General features: G+C 56.2%; 16 protein-coding genes and 1 tRNA gene. 16 read left to right on the top strand and 1 reads right to left on the bottom strand.

Annotation, left to right across the window (positions count from 1 at the left end; translation table 11 throughout):
• Nucleotides 1-21 precede the first annotated feature (21 nt).
• The 13 genes from hpf (at nucleotide 22) to ACUVSA_RS07715 (ending at nucleotide 13,238) form a co-directional block, all read left to right on the top strand.
• A complete protein-coding gene (hpf, locus tag ACUVSA_RS07775) occupies nucleotides 22-561 on the top strand; it encodes a ribosome hibernation-promoting factor, HPF/YfiA family (protein WP_445891166.1) in 540 nt (179 codons plus the stop codon).
• 76 nt (nucleotides 562-637) lie between these two features.
• Nucleotides 638-1,099 (top strand): PTS sugar transporter subunit IIA, encoded by a 462-nt coding sequence (locus tag ACUVSA_RS07770; protein ID WP_445891167.1) that lies wholly within the window; start codon nucleotides 638-640, stop codon nucleotides 1,097-1,099.
• 228 nt (nucleotides 1,100-1,327) lie between these two features.
• A complete protein-coding gene (rapZ, locus tag ACUVSA_RS07765; RefSeq protein ID WP_445894381.1) occupies nucleotides 1,328-2,206 on the top strand; it encodes an RNase adapter RapZ in 879 nt (292 codons plus the stop codon).
• A 49-nt stretch (nucleotides 2,207-2,255) separates the two neighbouring features.
• Nucleotides 2,256-2,714 (top strand): PTS sugar transporter subunit IIA, encoded by a 459-nt coding sequence (locus ACUVSA_RS07760; protein ID WP_445894380.1) that lies wholly within the window; start codon nucleotides 2,256-2,258, stop codon nucleotides 2,712-2,714.
• The gene (rimI, locus tag ACUVSA_RS07755) at nucleotides 2,686-3,213 is read left to right on the top strand and encodes a ribosomal protein S18-alanine N-acetyltransferase (protein ID WP_445894379.1); all 528 of its coding nucleotides are present in this window, start codon (nucleotides 2,686-2,688) and stop codon (nucleotides 3,211-3,213) included. The genes ACUVSA_RS07760 and rimI overlap by 29 nt, the downstream gene beginning before the upstream one ends.
• Nucleotides 3,213-7,484 carry a PEP/pyruvate-binding domain-containing protein gene (locus ACUVSA_RS07750; RefSeq protein WP_445894378.1) on the top strand — a complete coding sequence of 1,424 codons (4,272 nt, stop codon included), beginning with the start codon at nucleotides 3,213-3,215 and terminating at the stop codon, nucleotides 7,482-7,484. The genes rimI and ACUVSA_RS07750 overlap by 1 nt, the downstream gene beginning before the upstream one ends.
• A gap of 36 nt (nucleotides 7,485-7,520) precedes the next feature.
• Nucleotides 7,521-8,846, top strand: coding sequence for a type I glyceraldehyde-3-phosphate dehydrogenase (locus tag ACUVSA_RS07745; RefSeq protein ID WP_445894377.1), 1,326 nt, complete (start codon nucleotides 7,521-7,523; stop codon nucleotides 8,844-8,846).
• Between the two features lie 24 nt (nucleotides 8,847-8,870).
• Nucleotides 8,871-9,878 carry a type I glyceraldehyde-3-phosphate dehydrogenase gene (gap, locus tag ACUVSA_RS07740; RefSeq protein ID WP_445891173.1) on the top strand — a complete coding sequence of 336 codons (1,008 nt, stop codon included), beginning with the start codon at nucleotides 8,871-8,873 and terminating at the stop codon, nucleotides 9,876-9,878.
• A 195-nt stretch (nucleotides 9,879-10,073) separates the two neighbouring features.
• Nucleotides 10,074-11,270 (top strand): phosphoglycerate kinase, encoded by a 1,197-nt coding sequence (locus ACUVSA_RS07735; protein ID WP_445891174.1) that lies wholly within the window; start codon nucleotides 10,074-10,076, stop codon nucleotides 11,268-11,270.
• Nucleotides 11,271-11,272: 2 nt separating this feature from the next.
• Entirely contained in the window at nucleotides 11,273-12,055 is a 783-nt protein-coding gene (gene tpiA / locus ACUVSA_RS07730) for a triose-phosphate isomerase (protein WP_445891175.1), read from the top strand.
• Nucleotides 12,055-12,504 carry a preprotein translocase subunit SecG gene (gene secG / locus ACUVSA_RS07725; RefSeq protein WP_445894376.1) on the top strand — a complete coding sequence of 150 codons (450 nt, stop codon included), beginning with the start codon at nucleotides 12,055-12,057 and terminating at the stop codon, nucleotides 12,502-12,504. Before tpiA ends, secG begins: the two co-directional genes overlap by 1 nt.
• Before the next feature lie 53 nt (nucleotides 12,505-12,557).
• A tRNA-Leu gene (locus ACUVSA_RS07720) sits at nucleotides 12,558-12,640 on the top strand.
• Nucleotides 12,641-12,959: 319 nt separating this feature from the next.
• Nucleotides 12,960-13,238, top strand: coding sequence for a hypothetical protein (locus ACUVSA_RS07715; protein ID WP_445894375.1), 279 nt, complete (start codon nucleotides 12,960-12,962; stop codon nucleotides 13,236-13,238).
• A 376-nt stretch (nucleotides 13,239-13,614) separates the two neighbouring features.
• On the opposite strand, the gene ACUVSA_RS07710 is transcribed toward ACUVSA_RS07715, so the two are convergent.
• On the bottom strand, nucleotides 13,615-15,246 hold the full coding sequence (locus ACUVSA_RS07710; protein ID WP_445894374.1) for an alkaline phosphatase: 1,632 nt from the start codon (nucleotides 15,244-15,246) through the stop codon (nucleotides 13,615-13,617).
• A gap of 651 nt (nucleotides 15,247-15,897) precedes the next feature.
• Here ACUVSA_RS07710 and ACUVSA_RS07705 point away from each other — a divergent pair.
• From ACUVSA_RS07705 to ACUVSA_RS07695, 3 genes are all read left to right on the top strand, one after another.
• Entirely contained in the window at nucleotides 15,898-16,362 is a 465-nt protein-coding gene (locus ACUVSA_RS07705; RefSeq protein ID WP_445894373.1) for a hypothetical protein, read from the top strand.
• Between the two features lie 3 nt (nucleotides 16,363-16,365).
• Nucleotides 16,366-16,929, top strand: a complete 564-nt coding sequence (locus ACUVSA_RS07700) for a helix-turn-helix transcriptional regulator (RefSeq protein WP_445894466.1) — start codon at nucleotides 16,366-16,368, stop codon at nucleotides 16,927-16,929.
• 14 nt (nucleotides 16,930-16,943) lie between these two features.
• Nucleotides 16,944-17,049, top strand: a 106-nt coding sequence (locus tag ACUVSA_RS07695; RefSeq protein WP_445894465.1) for an RAMP superfamily CRISPR-associated protein, incomplete at its 3' end; no start/stop codon positions are given.

Genomic DNA, 17,049 nt, shown 5'->3' with positions numbered 1-17,049 from the left:
ACGGCGATAAGGAGTGAGGCCATGCAGATCAACGTGGCGTTTCGACACACTGAAACTTCGGATGCTTTGAGGATGTATGCTGAGGATAAGGTATCTCGAATCAAGAAATATTTGGAAGAGCCCATTGAAGCCAATGTGGTGCTGCAGGTGGAAAAATTCCGACATATCGCCGATGTGACCGTGGAATCCAACGGCCTTCGTATCAATGCTCGAGAAGAGACGGAAGATATGTACTCCGCCATTGATATGGTGGTGGATAAACTGGAAGGGCAAATCAAGAAATATAAGGAAAAGCTTCGAAACCGAAAGCCCACGGCGTCGGAAAGGTCGCAGCGGCTCATGATGAACATTTTGGAATGGCCCTCCGAAGAGAGATCGGAGCCGCGTGTGGTGACGACGCAGCAGATATATGCCAAGCCCATGGATGTGGATGAAGCGGTGATGCAGCTGAATTTATCCAACGGGGATTTTCTCGTGTTCACCAACCGAGCCACCATGCATGTCAATGTGCTGTATCGGCGCAAGGACGGCAACTATGGGCTGATTGAGCCCGTCCAGTGACAGATACGGGAAAAAGGGCTGATGTAAGGAGTCCCGGGGTAGGGACGCGGCACCGAGGGAGGATCCCAAAGGGTTGATGAAAATCGCGGATATTTTGCCTAAAGAGGCCATTATTGCCGAACTGGAAGCGAAGACCAAAAGAGAGGTCTTGGAGGAGCTCACTGAGGCGCTGTTGCGGCACAAGCCGCAATTGGATCGGCATCGCCTGGTCGAAGTCCTTCTTGAACGGGAAAAGCTGGGAAGCACGGGCATCGGCGAAGGAATCGCTATTCCTCACGGAAAAATCGACAACCTGGACCAGCTGGTGGTCTCGTTCGGAAGATCCACGCGAGGCATCGATTTCGAATCCATGGATGGAAAGCCGGCGCATCTCTTCTTTTTGCTGGTGGCTCCGGAAAATTGCGCAGGGACGCACCTGAGGGCCTTGGCGAGAATCGCTCGGTTCTTGAAAAGCGCCACGGTGCGGCGCCGTCTGGGACTGGCGGCCACGCAGGAGGAGATTTTCAGCATCATTCAGCAGGAAGACGACGACTTTTAGACGTCGTGCCTTATTGGATCATCGGGGAGTTGGCCGACGCTCGACTCCCCCTTTTCTTTCTCGCATAGGACGTGCGCGCCATTCTTGCGACACGAGACCGCGGCGCATCAGCTGAAACGAACCCGTTCGGCTATCTCCAAGCCCCGTGGCATGGCGCGCCGACCCATCGATAAAGCCCACTCGCAGCCTGACACACCTGGTGAAAGCAGCGGGCAAGGAAAGGACAAGATGCCGAAAAGGGACACCCACCTGGTTATTGTCACCGGGCTTTCGGGCTCGGGGAAGAGCACCGCCATCAAGGCTTTTGAAGATATCGGCTATTTTTGCATCGACAATCTTCCCGTTCCGCTTCTGCCCCACTTTTTGGAACTCTGCGAAAAGGATAGGCCAGACATGAAAAAGGTGGCCTTGGGCATCGATATTCGCGGGCGAAGCTTTCTCAGGGACGGTGAGCGACTTTTCGAAGAGGTGGAATCGTCGGGGTATGCCCTGGAAATTCTCTTTTTTGAGGCGACCACGGAGGTGTTGCAACGCCGTTTCAGCCAGACGCGGCGGTTGCATCCCATCAGCGCTCAAGAATCCCGGCTGGTGGCCGCTATTCAAAGGGAACGCGAAGAACTGGCGTCTCTACGGGCGCGCGCCACGCGCATCATCGACACCAGTGATTTTTCGGTCCATCAGTTAAAGGCCCTGATCACGCGAACGTTTTCCTTGGTCAGTGATCAAGAGCGGTTGAGCGTTCAGGTCTTGTCCTTTGGTTTTAAGTACGGCTTGCCCATGGAAGCGGAGCTGGTCATGGATGTGCGGTTTCTTCCGAACCCGTATTTTGTGGACCGTTTGCGGCCCGTGAGTGGGTGTGAGGCGTCTGTGCGGGACTGGGTCTTGGGGCATGCCAAGGCGGTGGAATTTCTGGACGAATACGCAGCGCTTTTGCTCAAATTGCTGCCTCAGTACGTTCAGGAAGGCAAGCGCTATCTGACCGTGGCCGTGGGGTGTACCGGTGGCAAACACCGATCGGTGGTGATTGCCGAGCAACTTGCTGACAGGGTCCGCGCGGCGGGTTATTATACCGTATTATTTCATCGCGACGTGCATCTGGAAAACTAAACGCCCTTGAGGGCGGTGCTGGGACCAGGGCGGGGAGACGACGCCGAAGATGGCGAGAATCGGACTGGTTGTGGCGGCTCATTGCCGTGTGGCTCAAGAAATGATCAAAGCTGCGGAACTGATCCTGGGACACCTGGAGGGGGTTCGAGCGGTGTCCATGAATCCGGACATGCCCGTGGCGGCGATGGTGCGGGAAGTGACAGAGGCCGTCAAGGAGGTGGATGTGGGCCAGGGCGTCATTGTGCTCACGGACCTTTTCGGCGGCACGCCGTCCAATGTGGCTCTGGCTCTTGTGGGGCCGCGGGTGGAGGTGCTGAGCGGTTTCAATCTGCCCATGCTGATCAAGTTCGCGGAGGTGCGCAGCACGCGATCGCTCAAAGAAGCGGCGGAAACCCTTCGAGATTACGGCCGACGCCATATCGCTCTGGCCAGTGAGATTTTGTCCTCTAGGCCCGAACCCAAGGTACGAGGCGCGGACCATGAGCGCTTCCCTGCCCATAGTGATTGAACCCGCACGGCCGGAAGACGTGCCTGCCGTTTTGGAGATCGAAAGAGCGAGTCACGTGGACCCATGGCGGGAGTCTTTCTTTGTGGAGGAGTTGGAACGACCCCAAGCCCTCATGCTGGTGGCGCGCCAGGGGACGGATGTGCGCCGCATCGTGGGTTATATCTGTGTGTGGTTGGTGGCCGATGAGGTGCAGATTTTTAACCTGGCAGTGGATCCGGCCCTGAGACGGCGCGGCATTGGTCGGCAATTGCTGTTGGCGGCACTCCAGCACGCCTGCCAGCGCAATGCCCGTGTGGCCCTTTTAGAGGTGCGGCGAAGCAATCACGCGGCCCAGCGGCTTTACCACAGCCTGGGATTTCGGTCCTGCGGCGTGCGGCCCAATTATTATGAAGGACTGCGAGAACCCGCGGTGCTCATGGAATTGGAAATGGACCGAGGGTGGAGGACCCGTTGGTTGAACGCGAAAAGTTTGATCCGGAGTGAAAAGAGGTCCTGTTGATGCAAAGGGCGAGTGTGCAATCCGAAGCGCTTCTCAAGAATCTCATGGTGACCAATGTGCCGGTGATGGTGGATCCCGGCCATGAAGTGTTGGTGGAGGCGGTTCAAGGGTACGCCGGTAAGGAGCGACAAGCTCGGGATCTTCTTCTGGAATATCATCATCGCTACCGCAACTGGGCCTATGTGCTGCAGGAAACCTGGCGTTACGCCATCAGCAACCTTCGCCTCTACCGGGATCACCCCAAAAGCGGCGCGGTGGTGAGCCTTTTGTGTCGCATTTTTCTACATGCCCTCTCCGATACCGTAAACCCCAAAACCCAATCCACCGCCACCGATTATCTTCTGGCGCTGTGGCTGAAGATACTCGAAGAAGCTCCCGAACTGTGCCGTGAAGTGTCCCAAGTACCGCCGTTGGATGATGAACCGCATGGCCTGCTGCCGGGGCGGGCTCATGGAGGTCTGCTGCGATGGTGTTTTGCCCGGCTGCACGCTCTGGAAGGGTCCGGTTTTCAATGGGTGGTGCGCAGCTTTCACCAGCCCAAAAAACTGCTTCGTCGGTGCCTGAAGCTCTGGTCTTCCCCCGCATCCTTTGTGGAGGGCCGGCGCCTTCTGGAGCGGCTGCTTGTAGAAACGCACAACTATTGGGCCCAAAGGGAAGATCCCTTAGCATGGCTTTCCCGGCAACTGCAAGGCGAGGAAGACGTGACGGCATGGCGCCCCCTTTTCTCTCCCCTGCTCAAGGCCGATCACGAACGGGCGCTGCAACAGATTCAAAACATTCGAGCCGAAAAGGATTCCCGGCGTGCCGTGGAAGCCATGTGCGAGCTGGCGGACTTTCGTGACATTGTGCGCGCGTATCAACAATTGGCGGACAACGTGGGCCGACGCGTTCCGCAGGAACAGGCCGGTCACGTGAGTATGCTGCTGCGGCTGCGCATCATGGAAACCAAGGGGCTGGAGCCCATTCACGAAGAGACGCTGCGGGCCATGAACACGGACGTGGGCCGCTGGATTCGCCAAGAATCCCAGGAATTCTTGAGACCTCGGCTCACTCGGTTTCTGCAGGTGCTTCGAGGGTGCTTGAGCAACTATCCAGAGGCGGCCCTGCACTGCGTGCGCACTGTAGGTCTCGAAATCCTCTCCACGGATGACCGCGACCTCACCGAATTCTTTCTTCGCCACGTCATTTGGTTGGGTTTTCAGACGCCCAAACTCAAGGGGGTCTCCCAGCATTGGCAGGTGCAGGTCAATCCGGCCCATTTAACCAACATTCGCGTGTGGCTGGATCTCATTCGAAAAAACCCTCGTCGTACCCGCAGTCTGCTTTCCGCCCTCATTGTCAACTTATTCCTTGCGGGTATCTATGTGCGGGATACGGATCTGTTTCAAAAGGATGTGAGCCTGCTCCTGCATGCGCCCATTGCACCCTTGTTCAACCTGGTCAAACAGCTCACCAAACTCTTTCCCGTCTATTTCAATGAGGTGGGCGCCGAGGGGCTCTTGCGGGCCGTGTCCACGGATGTGGACGAGATCACGCAGCGAGGAGACCCGCTCATTCATTTCCTGCGCAAACAAAGCCATGTGGAAAGCAATAACCTGATCGTGCTTTTCATTGAAGCCATTTTTCATTTCTGGCACACGCTGGACAAAGAGCCGCTCATAAAATTTGTGCCGCCCGAAGTCTTTCGGGACGTGCAGGCATCCGGGCCCTATGTGGAGGAGATGCACCGGATTTTCAGAAATATTTTGTCGGGCAAGGACGGCGTGCACCACATCAAGGATCTGCTGGATCTTTCCGAGGAGGCGGTTCGCTCGAAGATTGAACAGATTCCCGATGTTTCCGTTCGCGAAAAGCAGCGCGCTTTCCTCATGATCCGCTTTTATCAACTGCTGCACGAAAAGTACGCTTTGAGCTTCAAGGACATTCAAGTGCATCTGCGACGCGCCGTCCAGTTGGGCCTCCCAGACTCCAGGCCCTTGGAAGAGACCCTTGAGGGGCAGGATACCCTTGCCAAGCTGGAAGCCATTCTGGACTACCTGGAACGCCTCAAGGAAATTCTGCTCACCGAACAGAAAATGATCTTCGTGGAAAATATTTACCTCAAAAGGCATATCGCTGTGGATATTCCTTCCATGTACGGCTCGTACAGTGAGCGGAAGTTCGATGCCCTGGGATTGAGTTTTCGGTTGGAAAACCTGGCGAACGTTTTGTTTGAGGAAGTCATTTCGTCATTCAATCTGAGTTTCATCACGCGGGCTACGTTCTTTCGCATCAATCGCGTGCTGCGTCTTTTTATTCGAGCCTTGTCCATTGACGGCATCACGTCCCGGCGGTTGGACCATCAGGAGGAACTGTTTCAGAGGGCTTTGCAGATTCGAAGGTTTTCCCATTCTCAGTACATGGACATTTTCCGTGGGTTTTCCGAAGCCATCAAGCAGATCATTCAGAGTTTTTACCATGCAGTTCATGAGGACAATCTGAGTGTGGTGATTCGGCAGCTCAGTCAGTCAGGGGACCTGTTGCCTCGATACCGGCGCCAGGACATGGGGGAAAAGCCTGAAGAGCGCGTGCACCGCATTTCGGAGACTTTCCTTCGAGATCTTGTGGCGCGCACCTTTGGTCTGCAGTATTTCGACCACTTCATCAGCAGTATCCTCACCACCTTGGCGACTCAAAAGGAAGAGCTCACCACGGACAAGCTGGATCTTTTGCTCAGCTACGACCCGGAAAAGACGATCTCCCGCATTTATGCGCCGGACCAAGCCACTTACGACTTGATTCATTTGGGACACAAAGGCTACAATCTCACGCAGCTGCATTCCCTGGGGATTCGAGTGCCGCCTGGATTCATCATCACCACCGAGTACTTTCGCTGTCAAGATGTCATTGAGAGTCTGCAGCAGTCCACTGAAGACTTCAAGGCTCGAGTCCTGACGCACATCGCGGACCTGGAAAACCGATCTGGACGACGTTTCGGTGACCCTCAAAATCCCCTTTTGCTTTCGGTGCGCAGCGGTTCAGCGGTTTCCATGCCGGGCATGATGAACACCTTTCTCAATGTGGGCATTAACGAGCACATTGTGGAAGGCCTGATTCGTCAAAGTGGGCAGCCATGGTTTGCTTGGGACAACTATCGGCGGTTCCTTCAGTCCTGGGGCATGTCTTTCGGGCTGGATCGCGACCACTACGATGCCATCATGAAGTTTTACAAGAAGAAGTACGGAAGGTTGTTCAAGAGGGAATTCAGCCCGCAGGAAATGCGGGAGGTGGCTTTGGCGTACCGGGAGTATACGCAGCAGTCCAAGATCGAGATCACGGACGACCCGGTGGAGCAGCTCTTTACCGCGATTCGACAAGTTATGGAATCCTGGTTTTTCCCCAAGGCCATCACCTATCGACAGATTATGGGACTTTCGGAAAACTGGGGTACGGCGGTGACCATTCAGACCATGATCTTCGGCAATCTGGACCTGCAGTCGGGTTCCGGCGTGATGTTCACCCATGACCCCTGGACCTCGGAAGAGGAGATCGACCCGCGGGGAGATTTCACCCTGGGCAACCAAGGTGAAGACGTGGTGGGCGGGCTGGTGGAAACCTTGCCCCTGTCCGAAAAGCAGCGTCTGGCTGCGGGGGAACGCAAGGAACATAGCCTGGAATCCTTGTTTCCTCGCGTGTTCCAGCGTCTTACGGAAATTGCCAAGGAATTGATCTATCGACAGAAATGGGGTCCTCAAGAGATCGAATTCACCTTTCAGGGCGCCGACGGCGATGGGCTCTACATTTTGCAGTCCCGCAACATGGCGCCGCGTGCCCGCCGGCGTTATCCGCGTTTCAGGATGACAAATGAGTTGGAAAAAAGTTACCTTGGGCATGGCATCGGGGTGAGTGGAGGGGCCTTGTGCGGCCGCGTGGCTTTTGAACTCAACGAAATTGTGCGACTGAAAAAAGACTATCCGGGTGAGGCCATCATCTTGATCCGTTCGGACACTGTTCCCGATGATATTCATGAAATATCCATTGCCGACGGCCTTCTGACGGGAAAGGGGGGCGCCACGTCCCATGCGGCCATTGTGGCTCATCGATTGGGCAAGACCTGCGTGGTGGGCTGTTCCAAGATGAGGGTCTGGGAACGGGATGGCCGCTGCCTCATCGGCGGCCGTTTTCTAAGGACGGGGGATGTGATCGGTATCGACGGGCGCAGCGGTGCCATTTACGCGGGGTTTCACGAAACGGAAAAGCCTGACGAAGAGGGTAGCGCCTGCGCCGCATGAGAATTTGATGGCATGCGTATCGACAGGGAGGAGCCAATGGGCGAGCAAGAAAAGATGGTCCCTCAAAAATTGGGCATTAACGGATTGGGCCGGATTGCCAAACTGAGCATCTGGCACCATGTGGAACGGCAGTACTTTTCCGAGCTGGTGGTCAACATCGGGCGGGAAGTGGGGCGAAGCCTTGAAGATATAGCGCTGTTCATCGAAAAGGATTCCACCTACGGACGGTTGCACCACTTTCTGCACGGCTGTCGCGCATCGCGCGTCATTGAAGAAATCAACGATCAGGAAGGTTCCATGCGCATCAACGGCGTCAAGACGACCTTCCTGCGAAAGCACCGCAATCCGGCCGATATCAGCTGGAAGGACCACGGCGTGGAGCTTGTGGTGGACGCCACGGGGGCCTTTTTGGACCCCACGGTGCCCGCGGAGGATCCCAAGGGGTCGGTGCGAGGCCATCTGGTGGCGGGAGCGCGCAAGGTGATCGTTTCGGCGCCTTTTAAGATCAAGGACAAGTCCAAAGAGATGCCGCCCGATGCGGTCACCACAGTCATGGGGATCAATGATGCGGACTTCGATCCCAAACGTCATGTCATTGTGTCGCACGCATCGTGCACCACCACCTGCCTGGCCTACATGGTCAAACCCCTTTTGGACTACTTTGGTCCCATGCGCATTCTGTCCGCCTCCATGGCCACCGTTCATGCCGCCACGCCGTCCCAGCAAGTGCTGGATCGAGCGCCCAAGGCCAAGGCCGACGATTTGCGAAAAACCCGGTCCGTCTTTAACAACATTATCCTCACCACCACCGGAGCGGCCAAGGCTTTGGGGTTGGTGATTCCTGAGATGAAGGAAATCGGGTTTATCGCCGAATCGGTGCGCGTGCCCGTGACCACGGGATCCCTCATCATCCTGGTGGTGCTCATTCAGGACGAGAGTCTAAAGAACCCTATCAATCGAAACCTCATCAACGACATCTATCGAAAGGCGCAAAGCCATTTTGCCGACGGGTATCTTGTGTATACTGATGAGCAAAACGTCTCCTCGGACATCATCGGACTGCCCAGGGCGGCCGCGGTGATCGAGGGGCATGAGACGCATACGCGCACCGCCGCCGTCCGGTTCGACCTCAACCATGTGCTCAACGTGTGCGCGGCTCTCAGCTCCGAGCAAGGGCTGGCCTTTGATGTGGAACAGGCGCTCAAGCAGGCGGGCAAAGCCATGGATGCCGAGCAGCAAGCCCGAATCATTCAAATACCGGTGACGCAGGCTGTCATCTACGGATGGTACGACAATGAGCTGGGAAGTTACACCAACATGCTGGGCGATCGAACCGTGAGTATCGCCAAAATGCTGCGTTAATTCCTGGGGAAAAAGGAGAAGGAGATGGCGATCAGGGTGGCTATCAATGGATTTGGACGGATCGGTCGAATGGTGTTCCGTGCCAACGTGGATCGGGGCAACCCTTTGGACGTGCTGGCCGTCAACGATTTGGGAAGTCCTGTGGAGCTGGCCTATCTGTTGCGCTACGATTCCGTGCACGGGACCTGGCATCGAAACATCGCCGCGGATGATGAAAAGATCTACGTGGACGGCAAGGCCTATAAGTGCCTCAAGGTGGGAGACCCCAGTCAGGCGCCATGGAGGGAACTGGGGGTGGACATTGTGTTGGAGACCAGCGGACGGTTTCGAGACAAGGCCAGCTGCCTCAAGCACATGGACTCCGGGGCTCGAAAGGTCATCGTGGGGGCGCCGGGCAAAGGCATGGACGCGACTTTTGTCATGGGCGTCAATGACCACCAATATGACCCCCAGAAGCATCACATTGTCTCCAACGCTTCCTGCACCACCAACTGCCTGGCGCCCATTGTTCGCGTGCTGCACGACCGGTTCGGCATCGAACACGGCCTCATGACCACCATCCATTCCTACACCATGGATCAACGACTTTTGGATGCGCTTCACAAAGACTTTCGACGGGCTCGAGCCGCCGCCCTTTCCATGGTGCCCACCACTACGGGAGCGGCCACGGCGGTGGCTGAAGTCATCCCGGAACTCAAGGGAAAGTTGGACGGCATGGCCATTCGCGTGCCCACACCCAATGTGTCCATCGTGGATTTGGTGTGCCGCGTGGAGACGGAGACAACGGTGGAGGAGGTCAACGGCGTGCTCAAGCAAGCGGCCGATGGCTATATGCGCGGCATTTTGCGCTATGTGGACGAAGACCTGGTCTCGGTGGATTTCAACCACACCACCTATTCCTCATGCGTGGATGCGCCGCTTACCAAGGTGATTGAAAAGCGCATGGTCAAGGTGCTCAGCTGGTATGACAACGAATACGGCTATGCCAACCGCTTGGTGGACCTGGCCGTGCACATGGGCAAGGATCTCTAGCCCAAAGGTGTCTTCCGCGGAAACGTGGTCGACTATGCACCTGGTGAAAGCGGTTCGGGAGACGAGCCTGTGCAGGGCCTTTGAAGGGACAAGGCATGTCAGCCCAAATGGTCCGAAAAGCCTCTCGAGGATGTTCAGAGAGGCTTCGGCTCACGAGTTTTTCGAGCGACTCGAAAAACGTGAAAGGGGCGAATCATGAAGACCTTGGATCATGTGGATGTTACTGGAAAACGCGTGTTTGTCCGTGTGGACTTTAATGTGCCTTTGGACAAAAAGGATGGCCGAGTGGCCGATGACGCTCGCATGAAAGCCGTACTGCCGACCCTTCGTAAAATCATGGACCAGGGCGGCAAGGCTGTTCTGGCATCCCACTTGGGCAGGCCCAAAGGCAAAGTGGTGCCGGAAATGAGCCTGGCGCCCGTGGCCCGGCACCTCTCCGACATGCTGGGCCGGGATGTGCCTCTGGCCCCTGATTGTATCGGGCCGCAGGTGCACGCCATGGTGCAGGCGTTGCCTGCGGGTGGCGTGCTTCTTTTAGAAAACCTGCGGTTTCATCCGGAAGAAGAAAAGAACGATCCAGGCTTTTCTAAAGAACTGGCCTCTCTGGCTGATGTTTACGTCAATGACGCCTTTGCCGTTTCCCATCGAGCCCACGCCTCGGTGCACGGCATCACGCAGCACGTGGCGGTGTGCGCGGCGGGTTACCAGTTGGCCAAGGAGGTGGCATATTTTAAAAAATCTGTGGAGGCGCCCGAGCGCCCTCTGGCCGTGGTGATCGGTGGCGCCAAAGTGTCCACGAAGATCGGCGTGCTGCAAAATCTGATTCCTCGAGTGGATCTTTTGGTGATCGGGGGCGCCATGGCCAACACCTTTCTCAAAGCCCAGGGATTCCGCGTGGGAAAATCCTTGGTGGAAGACGATCTTTTGGCCACAGCCAACGAACTGCTTCAGTTGGCGAAAGACCGCGGAGTTCGCGTGCTCTTGCCCATAGACGTGGTGGTCGCGCCCGCTTTGGAATCAGGATCCCAGGCCAAAACCGTGGGGGTGGACGCGGTGCCCGAAGATGCGGGAATCTTTGATGTGGGCGATCGGACACTCCACGCCGTAAAGGAAGCCCTGCAGGGCTGCGCCACCATTGTGTGGAACGGACCTTTGGGCGCCTTTGAAACGCCGCCCTTTGAAAAAGGCACCTTTGCCTTGGCGGCATTTTTGGGCGATTCCAAAGCCCTGACGGTCATCGGAGGAGGCGATTCCGCCAGTGCGGTCAAGAAAGCCGGAGCAGCCCAAAAGGTCAGCTATGTGTCCACCGGAGGCGGTGCCTTTTTAGAAATGATGGAAGGGAAAATGCTGCCGGGTATCGAAGCGCTGAAAGCCTGTATGGGTAAGGAGTAGCCATGTCAACCAATGTGCGCACACCGCTCATGGCGGCCAACTGGAAGATGCACTTGAGTGTCGCGGAGGCCGTATCCTTTATCGCCAAGCTTCATGAAATCGTGGGAACTCCTCAGGATCGTGAGGTGCTCATCGCGCCGCCCTTTACCCATTTGTGGCCGCTGCGGGAAGCCATGACCGCGGCGGGCTTTTCTCTGAGTGCGCAAAACTGCCATTGGGAACGTCAAGGGGCCTTTACCGGTGAAGTGTCCCTGACCATGATTCAGGAAACGGGATGCCGCTACGTCATTGTGGGCCATTCGGAAAGGCGGCACATTTTTGGAGAATCCGATGCCTGGATCGGCTTGAAGACCGCGGCGGCTTTGGTGCACGGTGTGGTGCCCATCGTGTGCATCGGTGAAAAAATTGAGGAACGGGAAGCGGGTTTGACGGAAGAGGTGCTGCGGCGCCAGTTGACAGCGGGTGTGGAAGGCGTGAGTTTGCAGGACCCGAACCGACTGGTCATTGCCTATGAACCGGTTTGGGCCATCGGCACAGGCAAAACGGCCACACCGCAGCAAGCCCAGGAAGCCCACGCTTTTGTGCGCCAATGGCTGGCAAAGCGCTTTGACAAAGCGGTTGCCAACGGCGTGCGAATATTGTATGGAGGCTCCGTCAAACCGGACAATGTGGATGATCTCATGGCTCAGCCCGACATCGACGGAGCCTTGGTAGGGGGAGCGAGCCTGCAAGTGACTTCCTTTGCCCGGATCGTGCAATTCACAAGGAGTGTGAAAAACGGCTGATGCAAGCGATCCTGATCACCTTTCATGTTCTGGCCTGTCTGACCTTGATTTTCATCGTGCTTTTGCAGACGGGCCGAGGCGCGGAAATTGGCGCTGTCTTTGGCGGTAGCTCTCAGACCCTGTTCGGCAGTACCGGAGGTACCACCTTTCTGGGGAAGTTGACCACCCTGGCGGCTGTGGTGTTCATGCTCACATGTTTGGGCCTCACGTACCTCTCAGGGCAGGTGCACACCAAATCGGTCATGGACAAGGCCCCGGTCAAGGAACAGCCCCTCTTGCCGGAAGCCAAGCCCGTGCCGCCTGTTCCGGTCCCCGTTACGGTGGAAAGCCAACCTGTGGCGCCACCGACGACCCAAGGCCAGGAAGCGGCACCGCCCGCAACGCAAAGGCAGGAGAAAGGGCCACAGCCGCCACCCTTATCGGGCGCGCAGGGCAACCCCAATCAATAAACCCTTGCAACGCCCAAAAATGCTGCTATACTTCAAGGTTGCCACTCCAAAGTGCCGAAGTGGTGGAACTTGGTAGACACGCCATCTTGAGGGGGTGGTGGGGAGACCCGTGCCGGTTCGAGTCCGGCCTTCGGCACCCTATTTTCTCCAATCAACTTCTCTTTGTGCTTTCAAGCCTCATAATTACATGAAATGAGGTCATGTATGGGTTTGTTAGGGGGTTCGCTGGAGTCATCACGAGCGTTCCCCTTATGCCGCTTGAGTCTGCGCCAAGCCCATCGTGTTCTCTTAGCCCAAGTTTGTCACTTTTCTGCGTAACGTATTGATATTGTTTGAAGTGCATTTTCGCTTCTTCACTACAAATTTTTTACTTGATGGCATCCGCCTTTTGAGGGGCCGGGGCGGACGGCGAGAGCCCTGTCAATTTTCAAGTGAACCGGTTCGGGCTCTGACGTGTGCCGAAGATGGATGACCTGCCCCTTGTCGTTGACCATGCTGGTGGTGACACGGACTTGGCCGCTGAGATGTGTTTGTACAGTTCTCCAGTGATGATGGATTCCGGCGGCACGGAGCGCCCTTTGGATAACGCACGAGAGATGGTCAAAAAGGACGGTCACAAAAACATGCCCTTGAATCCGCTCGGAGATGGGGTGATCAACCGGCCGCAAGGACGGCTCGTGTTTCAGGCTTCGAAAGGACGCTTCTACTTGGATGAGGGGGGGCTGTTTTTCTGACACGTCGAATGAACATGGTATGAAGAAGGTAACCCAGTGGGAACGGTGACTCAATAGGACAAAATCATCATCTACCACTTCACCGCCTTTCCTGAAACCCGCCATAAGGATCTCAATTGGTTAGATGAGCATGATCAAAGAAGACCCCCCATTTGAGCCGCTAAGGCTGACAAACTTTGGCTAAGGTGGGCTACCGTGAAGGGGATTGGAGGATAACGTTGCAAAACCGTATGCATGCGCCTTTGTGAAAGGACGGCCCCTTGATCACCCGCCAAGGCTTCGGACCAATAGGAAGCCGTCCCTTGTTTAGGGTTTGTATTTGAAGTTGCTGCCAAAAAAGGTCTTTTTGAATGAGTGGCCTGAAAAGGCCTCGCGCTTATTCCAGTTCAAGGTTGATATACACCTTGCCTGTGTTCGGGGCGAAGACCGTCGGCGCTTTCAACCGAAACGTATGCCCATCCAGAATGAGGATGTCCTTGGAAAAGGGAAACCGTGCCGTCCAGCCGTTTCGAAGCACCAACACCGGATTTTCAGGGTCCGACCGATCAATGGAAAGACGTGCGCCATACTGAGCGGCGACGGCCTCGGCCGAGCGATAAAGCCGAGCGTCTATATCGGCGAGGGAAAAGCCCATGAGGGAGGCCATGGCATGGGCCAAATCTGTGTTTTCCACGGTGCCCGTGGGAACATTCAGCCCAAAGTGATAGAAGAAAAGATCTTCGCCCGTATGACCGTTTGTGCTCCAACCGATGTTGCTTCGCACGCTCATGATGGGACCAAGAGCGTAGCTCAGGTGCTTTCCATCGTAGTTTTGGATTGCGGCAATTTCTTCCGGAGTTAGATCGTCAATGCCCCAGTAGGTGCTGACAACGGTTCGAATATGGGCTTCACTGCGATCATTGCCGATCTTTTTGGCCACACCTTCTGCGGTAAGCTTGGCTTTTCTCAGAGCCTGCACCACCGAGTCGAAAGACATTTTGGAATAGGTCTTGTTGGTTCTGGCATTCCCGATGCTCATGCCGCCGTTACCGTGGTCGGAAAAAACGGCAACAACAGTGTCCCCGTGCTGTTTAGCAAAATCGAGGGCCACCTGCACAGCGGCGTCAAAGGCCAGGTAATCTGTAACCACGCCCACGGGGTCATTGGCATGGGAGGACCAGTCGATTTCGCTGCCTTCCACGAAAAGAAAGAAACCCTGAGGATTTTTGGAGAGTATCTCGATGGCTTTTTTTGTCATTTCTGCCAGGGAGGGTTCCTGAGGAGCAAATTCGGCTCGATCCAGATCGCGCTGCATGGCATCCGGGGCAAAAAGACCCCACACGCGGTCGGCCGTTGTGTTGAGCAGATCGTCTCTGGTTTCCACAATGGTGTAGCCGCGTTTCATTAAGACGTTCAAAAGATTCTCGCCATCGGTGCGCTTTCCTCCCTGAGATGCCGGCATAAGGTAAAGTTTGCCGCCACCCAGAACCACGTCGATGTCCTGATAAACCTGTTGTTCTGCAATTTCGTTGTAATTGTTGCGATCCGGCCAGTGGGCGGAAAAACCAGCCGGGGTGGCATGCTGAATGTTGGAAGTGGCCACAAGTCCGGTGGCTTTTCCCAAAAGCTTGGCGCCTTCCAGGACGGTGGCGACAGGCTTGTATTGCAGTTCTTCGGGAACAGGGGGGACGCCGGGAATGGTCACAGGTCCGGGCAGCACACCGATGAACTTATCACTGCTCTTGTGGCCAGTGGCGAAAGCCGTGGCTGCCGGGGCGGAGTCGGTAACCATGGAATCAGCTCCGTAGGTGCGAACGGCCCCCACGTGCATGGAATCGATGGCCAGCCTTTGGGATTCCGAGACCCATCGGGCAAGGGTGGTGTGCGTCGCTCCCGTACCGTCCGGGACCATGACGATAAGGTTCTTGGCGGCGTCGGCTGCCCCGGGTGTTACAGTCAGAATCACCCAAAGCGCCAGCATGCTTGAGATGCGAGCCCACAAGGTTGCCTTGTACAATCGGCCAAACATGAGGCACTCTCCTTTCCTTGTCTTTTAAAATGAGCATAACAACGAATCTCTTAATTGACGTCAAATAGTTCGAGCCGTTCTCCCTCTTCTTGTCCTCCTTTTCCGTGATCCGTTTTCCATTTCACCCCAACTGCCGGACGCCATTATTCCCCATGAGAGTGTCTTTGGGGTGGCATTTCAGCGACAGTTCCATGACATTTGTGTGGAACAATTCCTTGTGGAGCTGGACTCAGAGGGATTTCCTGAGTTCTTTGGACCTCTTCGATGCTACCGCCAAGGTGTCCGAGGCTTTTTTTCTGATTGCGTTTCTTTTCGGCTCTCGAATAAAAAATGTGAACATGTCGTAAACAATGAATTTTAAATCCTGGCTCGGGAGCATCCCAGAACGCTGATTGCAACTGAATGTGGCCCTGACCATCGTGAAAGACGACCAAACGGTGAACCGGCGAAAACCAGTTCTTTTACGGCCTTTAAGCACTCCTTTGAGATTAGTGTAGGCATTGCTTTTTTGCGGCCTTCTTTCGTCGGAGCATGGGAGGCGGTGTCGCAGTCTAAAGCCGTCGGAAAAGAACCGCCAGTCAAGCGGTAGGAGCCACCGTGTTCCCACGGCTATGAGAAATTTAAGCCCAGATAGGATGTGAGGGGTGTCTCATGAGGGAGCGCGTCTTCGGCCAAGGCCGTGATAATATGATCCGCCGCACAGCGCGTATATTGGAAATCATTCAGCAGATCGCCGGAGCACCGGGGCGGTGGAGCCGTCAGAAATTGGCCGAGTATCACGAGGTCAGCGAACGGATGATTCAGAAGGACCTGGAACTCATCCGCCATCGCCTGGGGTTGGAGCTGCGGCATGAGAATGGGACGTACTTCTTTCAGCGGCTACCTCGCGTGCCGACCACCGTTTATCCCCTCTCTGAGGCCTTGGCCTTGCTGATGGCTGCCAGGGCTGCCCAGGCCATTCCTGGCGTCAACTCGGCCGAGCTGGCCGCGGCCATCGCCAGGCTGGAATCCATTTTTCCGCCCTCCCTTGGGCATCTGGTCCAAGAGGCCATCGACGAGCTACCGCGTCGGGCGGTGAAGGGCCATCGACAGACGATGCTTACTCTGCTGCACTGAGCTCTGGCCGAGAGGCGGCAGGTGCGGATGATCTATGCAACCGGTTCCCGCGGCGGCCAGGTGACCGAAAGGGTGGTGGAGCCATACCACATCATGGCCTACGGTCGCTCCTGGCATCTCATCGCCTACGATCAGCGAAGACAGGAGGTGCTTCAATTCAAGGTGGACCGGGTGCAGGAAGCCGAGATCCTGGACACGACCTACACCGTGCCGCGAGATTTTGATCTCGACGCCTATATGGGCGATGCCTGGGGGATCATGCGGGGAGCGGCCGGGGAGCCAGAGCTGGTGGAGCTGTTCTTTGAGCCGGAGGCCGGCCGCTGGGTCACAGAGGAGACGTGGCATCACAGCCAGCAATCCGAGACACTGCCCGACGGCCGGGTGCGTGTGACGTTCTGGGTGGGCATCACGCCGGAGATGGTGAGCTGGCTGCTGTATTATGGCAGCCGGGTGCAGGTAATGGCGCCTCCCTGGCTGCGGGAGCGGGTGGCAGAGGAGCACCGGAAGGCAGCGGGACTCTGCGAGTCAGCGAGTGAGCGAATCAATGATCTTGACTGTCCCTCATAAGGAGGAGGTGAACAATGGAAATTCGTTTGCAAACCTTGACGCCGCTATGGACCGGCGGCGTGGACGGGACCACCGACCGCCTGCACGAGACCGGCCTGATCGGCTCGCTGCGCTGGTGGT

The sequence above is a fragment of the Desulfosoma sp. genome (genome assembly GCF_052743555.1).
This window is presented reverse-complemented; position numbering and strand designations above follow the sequence as displayed.

Excerpts from the sequence above, each read along its gene's own strand:
- ACUVSA_RS07770 (WP_445891167.1), top strand. The coding sequence starts at position 638 with ATGAAAATCGCGGATATTTTGCCTAAAGAGGCCATTATTGCCGAACTG.
- rapZ (WP_445894381.1), top strand. The coding sequence starts at position 1,328 with ATGCCGAAAAGGGACACCCACCTGGTTATTGTCACCGGGCTTTCGGGC.
- ACUVSA_RS07705 (WP_445894373.1), top strand. The coding sequence starts at position 15,898 with ATGAGGGAGCGCGTCTTCGGCCAAGGCCGTGATAATATGATCCGCCGC.
- ACUVSA_RS07710 (WP_445894374.1), bottom strand. The coding sequence starts at position 15,246 with ATGTTTGGCCGATTGTACAAGGCAACCTTGTGGGCTCGCATCTCAAGC.
- secG (WP_445894376.1), top strand. The coding sequence starts at position 12,055 with ATGCAAGCGATCCTGATCACCTTTCATGTTCTGGCCTGTCTGACCTTG.
- hpf (WP_445891166.1), top strand. The coding sequence starts at position 22 with ATGCAGATCAACGTGGCGTTTCGACACACTGAAACTTCGGATGCTTTG.
- ACUVSA_RS07735 (WP_445891174.1), top strand. The coding sequence starts at position 10,074 with ATGAAGACCTTGGATCATGTGGATGTTACTGGAAAACGCGTGTTTGTC.
- ACUVSA_RS07760 (WP_445894380.1), top strand. The coding sequence starts at position 2,256 with ATGGCGAGAATCGGACTGGTTGTGGCGGCTCATTGCCGTGTGGCTCAA.
- ACUVSA_RS07745 (WP_445894377.1), top strand. The coding sequence starts at position 7,521 with ATGGGCGAGCAAGAAAAGATGGTCCCTCAAAAATTGGGCATTAACGGA.
- tpiA (WP_445891175.1), top strand. The coding sequence starts at position 11,273 with ATGTCAACCAATGTGCGCACACCGCTCATGGCGGCCAACTGGAAGATG.
- gap (WP_445891173.1), top strand. The coding sequence starts at position 8,871 with ATGGCGATCAGGGTGGCTATCAATGGATTTGGACGGATCGGTCGAATG.
- ACUVSA_RS07750 (WP_445894378.1), top strand. The coding sequence starts at position 3,213 with ATGCAAAGGGCGAGTGTGCAATCCGAAGCGCTTCTCAAGAATCTCATG.
- rimI (WP_445894379.1), top strand. The coding sequence starts at position 2,686 with ATGAGCGCTTCCCTGCCCATAGTGATTGAACCCGCACGGCCGGAAGAC.